At 49.6% G+C, this 12,673-nt stretch carries 10 protein-coding genes; 2 read left to right on the top strand and 8 right to left on the bottom strand.

Features of this window, described 5'->3' with window-relative positions; translation table 11 throughout:
* Nucleotides 1-367: 367 nt before the first annotated feature.
* Nucleotides 368-2,572, bottom strand: coding sequence for a TonB-dependent siderophore receptor (locus HMPREF2711_RS03345; protein WP_003748380.1), 2,205 nt, complete (start codon nucleotides 2,570-2,572; stop codon nucleotides 368-370).
* A 307-nt stretch (nucleotides 2,573-2,879) separates the two neighbouring features.
* Between HMPREF2711_RS03345 and serB the strand changes: the two genes are divergently transcribed.
* Complete coding sequence (gene serB, locus HMPREF2711_RS03340) at nucleotides 2,880-3,710, top strand: phosphoserine phosphatase SerB (protein ID WP_083301545.1); 831 nt, start codon at nucleotides 2,880-2,882, stop codon at nucleotides 3,708-3,710.
* 60 nt (nucleotides 3,711-3,770) lie between these two features.
* Here serB and lpxH read toward each other — a convergent pair whose 3' ends face one another.
* From lpxH to rpsT, 6 genes are all read right to left on the bottom strand, one after another.
* Entirely contained in the window at nucleotides 3,771-4,478 is a 708-nt protein-coding gene (gene lpxH, locus HMPREF2711_RS03335) for a UDP-2,3-diacylglucosamine diphosphatase (protein WP_070615503.1), read from the bottom strand.
* 156 nt (nucleotides 4,479-4,634) lie between these two features.
* Nucleotides 4,635-6,020: a PIG-L deacetylase family protein gene (locus tag HMPREF2711_RS03330; RefSeq protein WP_070615501.1), complete on the bottom strand. Its 1,386-nt coding sequence runs from the start codon at nucleotides 6,018-6,020 to the stop codon at nucleotides 4,635-4,637.
* Nucleotides 6,021-6,259: 239 nt separating this feature from the next.
* Nucleotides 6,260-8,068, bottom strand: coding sequence for an aspartate--tRNA ligase (gene aspS, locus HMPREF2711_RS03325; RefSeq protein WP_049359901.1), 1,809 nt, complete (start codon nucleotides 8,066-8,068; stop codon nucleotides 6,260-6,262).
* A gap of 63 nt (nucleotides 8,069-8,131) precedes the next feature.
* Nucleotides 8,132-8,833, bottom strand: coding sequence for a DUF502 domain-containing protein (locus tag HMPREF2711_RS03320; protein WP_070615755.1), 702 nt, complete (start codon nucleotides 8,831-8,833; stop codon nucleotides 8,132-8,134).
* A 152-nt stretch (nucleotides 8,834-8,985) separates the two neighbouring features.
* Complete coding sequence (locus HMPREF2711_RS03315) at nucleotides 8,986-10,125, bottom strand: phospholipase A (protein WP_049332334.1); 1,140 nt, start codon at nucleotides 10,123-10,125, stop codon at nucleotides 8,986-8,988.
* Nucleotides 10,126-10,293: 168 nt separating this feature from the next.
* Nucleotides 10,294-10,557, bottom strand: a complete 264-nt coding sequence (gene rpsT / locus HMPREF2711_RS03310) for a 30S ribosomal protein S20 (protein WP_002212556.1) — start codon at nucleotides 10,555-10,557, stop codon at nucleotides 10,294-10,296.
* 308 nt (nucleotides 10,558-10,865) lie between these two features.
* Between rpsT and HMPREF2711_RS03305 the strand changes: the two genes are divergently transcribed.
* Entirely contained in the window at nucleotides 10,866-12,008 is a 1,143-nt protein-coding gene (locus HMPREF2711_RS03305) for an extracellular solute-binding protein (protein ID WP_003748395.1), read from the top strand.
* A 71-nt stretch (nucleotides 12,009-12,079) separates the two neighbouring features.
* Here HMPREF2711_RS03305 and HMPREF2711_RS03300 read toward each other — a convergent pair whose 3' ends face one another.
* On the bottom strand, nucleotides 12,080-12,511 hold the full coding sequence (locus HMPREF2711_RS03300; RefSeq protein ID WP_003680126.1) for an EamA family transporter: 432 nt from the start codon (nucleotides 12,509-12,511) through the stop codon (nucleotides 12,080-12,082).
* Nucleotides 12,512-12,673 lie beyond the last annotated feature (162 nt).

Here is a 12,673-nt window from a genome sequence, read left to right as displayed (position 1 = left end):
TAAATTGAGCCGTTGTTTTTTATAAGCCGTTTTATTTTAAAAATAAATATAAGTCCCCGAATCATTTTATTTGATTCAATTTCGATATTGCCAAACCATCGGATCAAAAAAAGGTTGCCGCCGGAAAGGGAGCCGTTGGCAACGAATGAAGGTAGTAATGCAATGAAAGCTAGATACAAAGGGTAGTATCAAACTAGCTATAAATAACTATATCGAAACGGTGAAAAAAATCAACAGGAATTTTTTTTCGGTTGAGAAAATTTTTTAGACTGTTTGCTTTATATCAAGATTTAAAAAAAATTTGATTGGAAAAGGCCGTCTGAAAACGGAAAGAATCGGTTTCAGACGGCCTTTGAATCAAGCGGGGTTAGAACTTGTAATCGACTTTGAACATGACGTTACGCGGTTGGCCGTAAATATTGTTAATGCCCATTGTGCGAATACGGTGGTTTTCATAGTAGCGGCGGTTGCCCAAATTGCTGCCGATCAAACTGAGGTTGAGATTTTTGGTCGGTGTGTAATGAACATCGGCATTCCAAAGCAGGTAGCCGCCTTGGCCTACATCCCACAAACTGTTGGTTTTGCTTTGCACGGTCATACCGCCGCCGATGGTCCATTTGCGGTCGGCAAAGGGGAGGCAGTAGCTGGTGTACAGGCGGAACATATGTTTGGGCGTATGTTTGCTGAAGTTTGTGCCGATGGGGTAACGCGCCCCTTCGCTTTCTTTATATTTGCTTATATTGAAAGCGTAGTTTGCCGATATTTTCCAATCTTCGGTGAGGTCGCCGGAGAGTTCGGCTTCAAAACCGCGGCTTTGAACTTTGCCGATGGCCTGATATGCCCATTCGCCCATAGCGTTGCGTTTATCTAAATCATACGGACGGTTTTTTTGAATGATTTGGTAGAGGGCAAACGAGCTGTTGAGCCTGCCGTTGCCAAACCAGTCGGATTTGAAGCCGATTTCGGTATTGGTACCGGTAATCGGGTTCAGGAGATTGTTGTCCATATCTCGGTTGGTCTGCGGTTTTTTGATTTGGGTATAGTTGGCATAGATGCTGTGGTTTTTGTCGACATCGAATGTAATGCCCAAGTAAGGGACAAGGCTGGATTTTCGGTATTCGGACAGTTTGCCTGTTTTGCGGTTGTCGAAGTCGTATGCCCAGTGTGTGTAACGCAATGCGCCCAAAATGTGGAGTTTGTGCCAAGGGGTAAAGAGAACGCCTGTCGATACGGCATGGTTGGTGATGGTGCGTTCGGTATCGGTATAGTTGGCGTTGCCGCTTGTCCAATCGGTGCGCACTACGCTCTTCCAGTCGTAATCGAAAATATTGTATTCGTTAGAGGTACGGGCTTTCCATAGGTTGTAGGAGCTGTTGTTTTCCCGTGAATAAGTGTAGTTGGCAAATGCCTGCTGTTCATTGCCTAAGGCTTGGAATTTGCCGGATACGCCGGTTTGGAAGGCAAATTGTTTGCCGGTGTTGTCGTATTTTTGGATGTTGTCGGTTGCACCGGTAAAGATGCCGTTCTGTCCGATGCCGGCGAACCTGCCGCCTGTATTGGCTGCGGTGGCGAAGTTTTGGGCGGATGAAGAACGGTTGTAGTTGAGCTTGCTGCTCCATTTCCAATTGTCGTTGATTTGATGGTCGAATTCAGCAAAGACATTGCGTTTGTACAAGCGGATTTGATTCCATTCCGCGCCCAGATAGGTATCTCTCGGAAGGTTAAGGTCAAAGCCGTTGCCCATCGGTACGCCGTAGAAATCGGGTGTTTCTTCGGTGCGTTGGTACAGGCCTCCAAGTGTGGCTTTGCTGTTCTCGCCGATATCGGCCTCTAAAATCCCGTACAGCATTTGACCTTTGGTTGGGTTTTTGTCTTGGAAAGTTTTATTGCGTGTCAGGCTGGAAACCAAACGGCCGCGGACGCTGTGACTGCTGTTTAAGCTGCCCGATACGTCGCCGATCAGGCCTGCTGCGCCGAAACGGTCGGTCATAAAACTTAAGGTTGCCTGCGTATTGGCGGTCGGACGTTTGCGTACGGCATTGATTGTGCCGCCGGGTTCGCTGTTGGATTGGGTCAGGCCGGTCGGACCGCGGACAACTTCGATATGGTCGTAGATGGCCAGATTGCTCATGCTTTGAGGGTCGTTGTACGGGTTGCCGGACGAACCTGCAACGGTAGTGGATAAGCCGTCTTCTTCAATTTGATCGATGTAAAAGCCGCGCGACTGATAACGCCAACGGCCAGAATCGGGAATCACGTTGATGCCGGTTGTGGTTTTTAAGGCTTGTTCCATATTGGTCATGCCTTGGTTATCCAGCTGCGTTTTGGTAATCACGCTCACCGACTGCGGCGTTTCTTTCGGAGACAAGGTAAGGCCGGTGGTGGTGCGCATGGCTGAAGTTGTGTAGGAGTCGCGGTTTTCGGTGCGGGTGGAACGGTTTTTGCCGGTTACGTTGACGGTTTGCAGCTCGGCAGTTTGTTCGAGCTTGGGTGTTGCCGTGTTGTCTGCTAAGGCTGCATAAGGCAGGGTGGCGATAATGAGTGCTAATGTTTTAAGGGTTGGGGCGTTCATGAACGTCTTTCTATAATTAAAATAATAATAATTATATTTTACGATAATTTTGTTGTTTTGTAATTTAAGAACAAGATTTTGAGGGTTTTTAGCGGATTTATGTTGTTTTTATGGTTTTTGAAGGTGTTTTTGAAATTAAACTAGCTAAGGGAATCAAGCGACAGGCCGTCTGAAAATTTTCGGGGTGGTTCGGCTATAATGCTGTTTTGGTTTTTTTAAGGCCTTTGCAAAAATACGGTTTGCGTTGCTTTAAGCTGAATGTGCACCGGATTTGTTTGCAAAGGTTTTGAGGCATGAGGAGAAAGAGATGAAGAAGGTTTTGGTGTTGCAACATGGGGATTTGGGCGCTTGCGACTGGTCGGCGTTTGGCGGTTTGGTGTCTGCGTCATCAGGGAAGTCGGTGTTGCGTGTGCCGGTTGATGATGATTTTGAATTGACGGACGGGATGCGTGCGGCGTTGATTGCGCAGCAGATAGATGGCGCGGTGTTGCCGGATGTGGCTTTTGCTGATTTGGGGCTGATTGTCAGCGATATGGATTCGACGCTGATTACTATTGAGTGCGTGGATGAGATTGCGGCCGGTGTCGGGCTGAAGGATGAGGTGGCTAAGATTACGGAGCAGTCGATGCGCGGCGAGCTGGACTTTGAGCAGTCTTTGCGCAAGCGTGTGGCCTTGCTGGCCGGTTTGGACGAGCGTGTGTTGGAAGAGGTGTACGAGAATGTGTTGCAGCTGTCGCCGGGCGCGGAATTTTTGTTGGAAGCGTGTAAACGGAATGATGTGAAGTTTATGCTGGTGTCGGGCGGGTTTACGTTCTTTACGGAACGCCTGCAACGGCGTTTGGGCTTGGATTTCCATTTTGCGAATGTATTGGAAGTGGAAAACGGCAAGCTGACAGGCCGTCTGAAAGGGCGGATTATCGATGCGCAGGCTAAGGCGGATTTGTTGCGCGAATACCGTGAGCGTCTGGGTTTGGCTCCGTGGCAGGTGGTGGCGATGGGCGATGGTGCGAATGATATTCCGATGATACGGGAGGCGGGATTCGGCATTGCTTATCGGGCGAAACCGAAAACTGAAGCGAATGCGGATGCGTGTGTGCGCTTTGGTGGTTTGGAGCGGATACGCGGTTGGTTTGCGTAAACTGTTTGAGGTCAGGCCGTCTGAACAATCGGGAAACCGGTTTTCAGACGGCCTGATGTTTTATAAGGCGATAAAACGGTAGCCTTCGGCATCGACTTCGAGAATGGAGGCGTAATTGTCGCGCCAGTCGCCGAGTACGATGCGGGTGTAATCGGCGTTGCGGTGGATGTTTTCGCGGTGGGTATGGCCGTGAATGAGTAGGGGCGTGTGGAAGCGTTGGACGGTTTCGTAGGTAAAGGTTGGATTGACGTCCATGATGTCGGCGGTTTTGTGTTGTTTGTCCTGTTTGCTCTGCTTGCGGATTTTGGCGGCGATGTTCAGCCGGAGTGTGAGCGGCAAAAGCAGGAACAGGCGTTGCAGCCATTTTTGATGGACGGTACGGCGGAATTTTTGATAGGAATGATCGTCGGTGCAGAGAGTGTCGCCGTGACAGAGCAGGGTGGGCGTGCCGAATAGGTCGATCACGGTGTACTCGGGCAGTAAGGTCATGCCGGTATCGTGGGCGAAGGTTTTGCCGATGAGGAAGTCGCGGTTGCCATGGATAAAATAGCAGGCAATGCCGCGCTCGGTCAGGCTGCGGATGGTTTGTTTGATGGTTTGCACCAAAGGGCTGTTTTCGTCATCGCCGATCCAAAAATCGAAAAGGTCGCCGAGGATGTACACGGCTTGGGCATGGACGGCTTTTTCTTGGATAAATTTTTGGAAGAGAGCGGTCAGTTGGGGATGGGATTCGCTCAGGTGCAAATCGGCGATGAAGTAAATCGGCATGATGATGTGGGGCGTATGGGAAGGGTTTTATTATAACTTGGGTTGTCGCGTTTGGATTTGGGCTTGGTGTTTTTCGTTGGTAATACGGTGATTTTGTTGTTTTGATTGGGTGTGATAAAGGCCGTCTGAAACATCTTTTCAGACGGCCTTTATGGTTTATTGGGCTTTGCCCTGATAGGTGATTTTTTTCAGCGTCTCTTCTTGGTACAGGTCGGTAATGGGGACGCTATAGAAAAATTCGTTGCTGCGGACAAAGCGGCTGACCAAGTCTTTGTCGATGTGGAGGACGTGGTGCCGCAGTTTGTTTAAGCCTTTGAATATCATGGTGCTCCAACGCATATAGCCGTCTGAATTGGGGCGGATGTCGTTCATGGCGTCAAGGGCGAGGAGTTTGCGGTTTTGTTCCTCTTTGTCCAAAGGGTGGGAATAGATGCTTTGGAAATAAAATGGCTGTTCGGCAAGCGGCGGCAGGCTGAGGGAAGAGCCTACTTTGCCGATTGGGAAGTCGTCGCTCAGATAATGGATGGTGTGCAAAAACAGATTGCCGCGGCGGTAATCGATTTTTCGTAGGGCTTCGATGGCGGCCAGCGTTGTGTGTTGGTGGTCGGGATGCGTGTCAATATTGGGGGAAGGCGACACGATAATGTCCGGCTGGAATGTTTCTATCAGGTAGCCGAGATTGTCCACCAAGCTGTTCCAGGTTGAGCCGGGTTTGAGCTGTTGCGCCAATGGGGAGGTATTGGCATGGCGGAAAATATCGACGTCGGCCGTATCGATTTTGGTCGATTTAATCTCTTTTTCCGGATTTTGGCGCATGGCGGTTAATGTGCTGTCGAAGTAGCCCAGTTGCAGGATGTTTTCAGACGGCACGCCGGCCAAAAGGGGGACGGTCAGGCTGTTCCAAACACGCATCCGGCCTTTTTGCAGATATTGGGCCTGAGTGTCGCAGTCGCATTGGCCGTAAAGGTTGCCATAGTGGAAGCTGCCGCCTTCGCTGGCGGTTAAGGTGCAGATCATTGAATTGGCGGCGTGTTTTTCATACAAACCGTATGCGCTGAGTTCGGCATCGTCGGCATGGGGCGCGAGGACAAGGATTTTTTTGCCGTCGAGGTTTTCACGCGGATAAACGGAAAGTTCGATTTCTTGATCGGCCAGAGTCAGGTATCTGCCTTCCAAACGGACAGTTTTGTCGCTGTCGGAGAAGGTGTCGCTCAGATTGATATAGCGCACGCCTTTTGCGCCGTATTCGAAATATTGCTTCCATTTGCCTTTGGATGAAATGGTTTCGACAAAAGGCAAGAACAGCAGTCCCATCCAGTTGGACTTGATGCGGATTTTGGCAATGACGGTATCCCGTCCGCTGACAGTGGCGGGCAAGGTCAGGCTGCCGCCTTTGAGGGTTGCATGCGCGGTAGAGGGGAGGGAGGGATAGTTATAGTCTTGGTGTGTGTTATAGGCAAACTGTTTTTTATGAATAATTGAAGTAATAATAAACAACAAAACAAAAAAAGTCAGTATCAGCCCCGTCAGTATCAGAAACATTGTTGGGTTCCTTTATTGTTGTAACAGTCATGATAGTGCTTGTGGAGCTTATTTGTTTGTTTTTCTTACAAACGGTTGTTTTTTATACTCTAACGTCATTAAAGTGAACGTTTAAAATAAAACAGTTTATAAGTTGATTATATATAAACGACTAAAATACAGAAAGGCCGTCTGAAAAATTTGAAAGAAATTTCAAATTTTTCAGACGGCCTTGATATTTTAAAGGTTAAGCCGATAAATTATGCTTCTTTTGTTTCAACTGCTTTCTGACGCAGACGCAGGCTCAATTCACGCAGCTGTTTGTCATCGACCACATTAGGTGCATTGGTCAGCAGACATTGTGCACGTTGTGTTTTCGGGAAGGCAATCACGTCGCGGATAGATTCGGCACCGGTCATCAGGGTAACCAGACGGTCGAGGCCGAATGCAAGGCCGCCGTGAGGAGGCGCACCGAATTTCAGGTTGTCCAAGAGGAAGCCGAATTTCTCTTGTTGCTCTTCAGGGCTGATTTTCAGAGCGGCAAACACTTTCTCTTGTACGTCTGCGCGGTGGATACGGATAGAGCCGCCGCCGATTTCCCAGCCGTTCAATACCATATCGTAGGCACGGGCCAGGCAGTTTGCCGGGTCGGAAACCATCAGGTCTTCATGACCTTCTTTAGGCGCGGTAAACGGATGGTGTACGGCAACGTAGCGGTCGGCTTCTTCGTCGTATTCGAACATCGGGAAATCGACAACCCACAAAGGTTTCCATTCGTCTACGAAGTAGCCGTTGTCCTTGCCGTGTTCCAAGCCGACTTTGATACGCAGCGCGCCGATGGCTTCGTTCACGACTTTGGCTTTGTCTGCGCCGAAGAAGATGATGTCGCCGTTTTGCGCGCCGGTACGCGCGATGATTTCTTTCAGGGCGTTTTCAGACAGGAATTTGACGATTGGAGATTGCAGGCCGCTGTCTTCGCCGTTGGAGAGGTTGCTCACATCGTTTACTTTGATGTATGCCAGGCCTTTCGCGCCGTAGATGCCGACAAATTTGGTGTATTCGTCGATTTCTTTGCGGCTGAATTTCGCGCCGTTCGGCACGCGCAGTGCAACCACGCGACCGCCTTTCATGTCGGCTGCGCCACGGAAGACTTTGAATTCTTCCGTTTTCATCAGGTCGGTCAACTCGGTAAATTTCAAGTTGATGCGCATGTCCGGTTTGTCAGATCCGTAGTAGAACATGGCTTCAGAGTAAGGCATGCGTGGGAAGTCGCCCAAATCCACGCCCAATGCGTCTTTGAAGACTTGTTTGGCCATGCCTTCGGTAATGTCCATGATTTCATCCTCGTTCAAGAACGAGGTTTCCAAGTCGATTTGGGTAAATTCAGGTTGACGGTCGGCACGCAAATCTTCGTCGCGGAAACATTTGGTAATTTGGTAGTAACGGTCGAAACCGGCCACCATCAACAGTTGTTTGAACAATTGTGGAGATTGCGGCAGCGCGAAGAATTCGCCCGGATGAACGCGGCTCGGCACGAGGTAGTCGCGCGCGCCTTCCGGAGTAGAACGGGTCAGCATCGGCGTTTCGATGTCGATGAAGCCTTGCGCGTCCAAGTAGCGGCGAACGCCCATGGCCACTTGGTAACGCAGACGCAGGTTGCGTTGCATGGCAGGACGGCGCAAGTCGATAACGCGGTTGGTCAGGCGAACGTTTTCGCTGATGTTTTCATCGTCGATTTGGAACGGAGGCGTAGCGGCAGCGTTCAAGACTTCGATTTCTTTGGCAAGGATTTCGATTTTGCCGGAAATCATTTTGTCGTTGGTTGTACCTTCTGGACGGTTGCGTACGCGGCCGGTAATGCTCAAAACGTATTCGTTGCGGGAAGAGTCGGCAGCGGCAAATGCTTCCGGAGTGTCAGGGTCGATAACGACTTGAACGATGCCTTCGCGGTCGCGCAGGTCGATAAAAATCACACCGCCGTGGTCGCGTCGGCGGTGTACCCAGCCTTTGACGGTAACGGTTTGGTCTAAGTATTGCTCGCTGATAAGGCCGCAATAGTTGGTACGCATAAAATCACCTTTTTATATTGTTCAATTTGAAAAGAAGGAAAGGCCGTCTGAAAAAAGAAGACCTTAATTGTTGTGTTCGGTATCACCGTCTTTAGACGGTTTTTGGGCGGGCAGGGATTTAACCGGCAAGTCGTCCGGCATCACCATGCCCAGCGAAATCACATATTTCAATGCCTGATCCACGCTCATGTCCAGCTCGCGCACGTCGCTTTTTTTCACCATGATGTAATAGCCGCCTGTCGGGTTGGGCGTGGTTGGGACGTAAACGGAAATATAGTCGTCATCTTGCGGCAGGCTGTCTTTGAGTTTGGCGGGGATATGGCCGGAAACAAAGGCTATCGTCCAAATGCCCGGTTGCGGAAAGGGAACCAGTACGGGGGTTTTGAACGAGCGGCTGCTGTCGGAGAGCAGGGATTCGGAAACTTTTTTAACGCTGGAGTAGATGGATTTGACGACGGGGATACGTCCTAAAAGGCTGTCCCATGCGCCGAGAATCCGTCTGCCCAATACGTTGGCGGCGAATACGCCGGTAACGAACAAGACGACTGTGGCGGCGACGATGCCCAAGCCGGGAATGTTGAACCCCCAGAAATGCTGGGGCTGCCAGCTTTCCGGTAATAGGTTGATCAGTCTGTCGGCGGCGGAGATGATATAGCTCATCGCCCAGATGGTTACGGCAATCGGCAACCAAACCAGCACGCCTGTAATCAGGTATTTCTTTAAAGCCTTGGCGATTTTTCCGCTTTCGGCTGCGGCTTCTGTCATCTTTGTTTCATTCCGGCAAGTTTTGCCCAAACTTTGCATTATACGCGTTTGGACGCTAGGAAACGAGTATTTTAAACGAATGGCTTGTTTTGTTTTATTGTTTCAGACGGCCGCCTTGGTTACAAAGGCCGTCTGAAACAATATGGAGTCATTTAGATGCCGTCCCAGTCGTTGAACATCAGGCCGAAGCCGATGCCGTTTTGTTTGTGGTTGTAGTCAATCAGGCTTTCGCCGTAGCCGTGGAAGCCGCGGACAACGCCTTTGAGTTTGCCTTTGATGGGGAAAGTATAGGCCGCTTCAACGGCGCCGCGTCCGCTTTTTGGATTGTAACGCAGGACGGAATAAACATTTTGTTTGTCATTGAAGCGGTATTGGACTTTCAAGTCGCCGTAACCCATGTATTTATTGATGTCCGGATTGTCGTCGTCGTCTCCTTTTTGGTCGAAGGCGCGCATCCAAACTCTAGGGATGACAGTCAGCTTGCCCCATTCCATGCCGGCCATGGCGTAAACCCGGTTCCATGAGCGTGATTCAGGGCGGCTTTGACCGTTGGACTGGTGAACAAAACCTGCGCCGACCATGCGCAGTTTGCCGCCGAAAGGCAGGTCTGCTTTAACGGGTTGGGTAATGAAAATTTCAGGCTCGTAGTCGGTATTGCGGAACGGGGCGGATTTGCGGCCTTGGTTGAAGATTTGCCAGTCGGATTTTTGGGTATAGCCAAACCATACGTCGGCACGGGTTTTGAATAAATCTTCGGCAATCTTGCTTTTGAAGGAAACCTGCATTTTGGTTTCGAGGCGTTTTTGCTCGCTGAATTTTTCCTGCGTGGTTACGCCGCGGCTGGGGGATTCAGGGTAATAGTTGGGGCTGCTGTTGTACCAAACAGGCATGAGGTACATAGGATTATGCTCGCGTACGCTCAACAGGCCGCGTGTGTCGTTTTTATCCAAATCGTACATCAGGCTTAAAGGCGTGTAGCTGTCGGCAGTTTCGCTTAATACGTCGTCTGAAATATTCGGGTGGGTAGGGTTGTCGAATACAATGGCCGCTTCTTTTTTCTCAATGCTCTTGCGCACGCTTTTTTCGAGGTCGACCGGTGTTTTGGCCGTTTCGGTTTGCGCTTGCGGCAGTGGGGATTGAGGGGGGAGTTGCGCCGAGTAGATGTTGTCGTAACACGCCAAACGGGTGGCGTTGTCTTGAATGGTGGTGCAGTGTAGGGCGGTATCGGCGGCGGCCAGCGGGGCGGCGGCAATGAATCCGATACTTAGGGAATGTTTCAACATCTTGTTCATAAGAGTTTCCGTTGTTTTTCAGACGGCCTGATGAAAGGGTAAATGGTTTTATTTAGTCGGTTTGGGCTGTGAATACGGCAATGCCCCTGAAAGGCAGGACCTCAGGGGCATCGTATCAGCTCGATTCATCCTGTTTTGATGTCAGGATTTCCGGCATCTGCGTTAGTATTAAGCCAAAGCTTTTACTTTAGCAGACAGACGGCTTTTATGACGAGCTGCTTTGTTTTTGTGGAATACGCCTTTGTCAGCGATGCGGTCGATGACTTTAACGGATTCTTGGTAAACTGCTTGAGCAGCAGCTTTGTCGCCGGCTTCAACTGCTTTCAACACTTTTTTCACAGCGGTACGGAATGCAGTACGCAGGCTGGCGTTGTGGGCGCGTTGTTTAACCGACTGGCGGGCACGTTTGCGGGCTTGTGCGCTGTTTGCCATATTGAATATCTCCTGAAAAATAAATTCTGTAAACGCGCAATTTTAAAGACAGATTTCCTTATATGCAAGCTTTTTCTCTATAAACGCGCGCAAATCAGCCGTATTTTGCCCAAAAACGACAACCGGTGCAACGCTTTTGGTAAAAAGATGGTGTTGCTTTGCCTTATTTCAATAAAAATCAGATGGATATTGCTTTGCGTTTGCTTACGTTTCCATTACAATAGCCTAACTCTGCGCCGGGGTGTTTATGGGGTGCAGGGTTTCTTATTTATTGACATTAACCACTCTTTCATCAGGAATCTGCCCGTATGAAAAAATCTGTATTAGCCGTATTGGCCGCATTGTCTTTGGCCGCGTGCGGCGGTGGCGAGAAAAAAGCCGAGCAACCTCAAGCAGGCAGCGCGCCTGCTGCCAATGCCGAAGCAGCCGCCACCGATACTCTGAATATCTACAACTGGTCAAACTACGTTGACGAAAGTACAGTCGAAGACTTCAAAAAAGCCAATAATTTGAAGCTGACTTACGATTTGTATGAAAACAACGAAACGCTGGAAGCCAAAATGCTGACCGGTAAATCCGGCTACGACTTGGTTGTGCCCGGTATTGCCTTCCTGCCGCGCCAAATTGAGGCGGGTGCATACCAAAAAATCAATAAGGATCTGATTCCGAACTACAAAAACATCGATCCTGAATTGCTGAAGATGTTGGAAACCGCCGACCCGGGCAATCAATATGCCGTTCCTTATTTCTCCGGCGTCAATACTTTGGCAATTACTGCGAAGGGCAAAGAACTTTTGGGCGGCAAGCTGCCTGAAAACGGCTGGGATTTGCTGTTCAAACCGGAATACACCAACAAGCTGAAATCTTGCGGCATCGCTTTGTGGGATACACCGAGCGAAATGTTCCCAATCTTGTTGAACTACTTGGGTAAAGATCCTAAAGGCTCGAATCCTGAAGATTTGAAAGCGGCGGCGGAAGTGTTGAAGTCTATCCGTCCTGATGTAAAACGTTTCAGCCCTTCCATCATTGACGAACTGGCGCGCGGCGATATCTGCTTGGCGGCAGGTAACGGCGGCGACTTGAACTTGGCCAAAGCGCGTTCCGAAGAAGTGAAAAACAACGTCGGCATCGAAGTGTTGACGCCGAAAGGCATGGGCTTCTGGATTGAATCTTGGCTGATTCCGGCCGATGCGAAAAACATCGTCAATGCCCACAAATACATCAACTACACGCTTGATCCCGAAGTGGCTGCGAAAAACGGTATTGCCGTAACCTTCGCGCCGGCCAGCAAACCTGCACGCGAAAAAATGCCTGCAGAACTGGTGAACACTCGCTCTATTTTCCCGAACGAGCAAGACATGAAAGACGGTTTCGTGATGCCTCAAATGAGCGCAGATGCGAAAAAACTGTCTGTCAACTTGTGGCAAAAAATCAAAGTCGGCTCAAATTAATTGTGAGCTGATTGTTTGAAGCAAAGCAAAGGCCGTCTGAAATTTTTCAGACGGCCTTTTTGTCCCAATCTTTATCGTTTCAAAGCCAAAGTCAATACGCCTGCGGTTACCAAGCCTAAGCCTATCCATTCCTGCGTGCTTGGGCGTTCGTCTAAGAAAACGACGGCCATCAGGGCGACCAAGACCAGGCTGAATTTGTCGACGGGTGCAACTTGCGAGGCGTTGCCCAGTTGCAGGGCTTTGAAGTAGGCGAGCCAAGAAGCGCCGGTGGCGAGGCCGGATAGGATGAGGAATGTCCAGTTGCGGCCGGTAAAGCCGTTCACACCCTGCCATTTGCCTGTGTAGGTTAAAAACAATACCAAAGCGGCGAGGATGACCAAGGTGCGGATAAAGGTGGCGAAATCTGAATCTATGCCTTGTAAACCCATTTTGGCGAAAATGGCGGTCAATGAGGCGAAGCCTGCCGATGCCAATGCCCAAAACAGCCATGCGTTGCTGCTCATGTTTTATTCCTTTGTTTCAAATTGTTGACAATATGAATCCGCTTGTTGATGAAATATCGAAATTTTCACTGCGGTTTGTCTTTGGAAAACGCTATAATAGAACTAATATTCTTTTTCTTCCAGCCGTCTTTATTATATTGTTTCAGACGGCCTTTCCCTCTC

This window comes from Neisseria sp. HMSC070A01 (genome assembly GCF_001810165.1).
Lineage (GTDB): Bacteria > Pseudomonadota > Gammaproteobacteria > Burkholderiales > Neisseriaceae > Neisseria.
The sequence above is the reverse complement of the archived record's forward strand: the minus strand, read 5'-3'. Positions and strand labels throughout refer to the sequence as shown.

Excerpts from the sequence above, each read along its gene's own strand:
- HMPREF2711_RS03300 (WP_003680126.1), bottom strand. The coding sequence starts at position 12,511 with ATGAGCAGCAACGCATGGCTGTTTTGGGCATTGGCATCGGCAGGCTTC.
- rpsT (WP_002212556.1), bottom strand. The coding sequence starts at position 10,557 with ATGGCAAACAGCGCACAAGCCCGCAAACGTGCCCGCCAGTCGGTTAAA.
- lpxH (WP_070615503.1), bottom strand. The coding sequence starts at position 4,478 with ATGCCGATTTACTTCATCGCCGATTTGCACCTGAGCGAATCCCATCCC.
- HMPREF2711_RS03315 (WP_049332334.1), bottom strand. The coding sequence starts at position 10,125 with ATGAACAAGATGTTGAAACATTCCCTAAGTATCGGATTCATTGCCGCC.
- HMPREF2711_RS03330 (WP_070615501.1), bottom strand. The coding sequence starts at position 6,020 with ATGTTTCTGATACTGACGGGGCTGATACTGACTTTTTTTGTTTTGTTG.
- HMPREF2711_RS03305 (WP_003748395.1), top strand. The coding sequence starts at position 10,866 with ATGAAAAAATCTGTATTAGCCGTATTGGCCGCATTGTCTTTGGCCGCG.
- aspS (WP_049359901.1), bottom strand. The coding sequence starts at position 8,068 with ATGCGTACCAACTATTGCGGCCTTATCAGCGAGCAATACTTAGACCAA.
- serB (WP_083301545.1), top strand. The coding sequence starts at position 2,880 with ATGAAGAAGGTTTTGGTGTTGCAACATGGGGATTTGGGCGCTTGCGAC.
- HMPREF2711_RS03320 (WP_070615755.1), bottom strand. The coding sequence starts at position 8,833 with ATGACAGAAGCCGCAGCCGAAAGCGGAAAAATCGCCAAGGCTTTAAAG.
- HMPREF2711_RS03345 (WP_003748380.1), bottom strand. The coding sequence starts at position 2,572 with ATGAACGCCCCAACCCTTAAAACATTAGCACTCATTATCGCCACCCTG.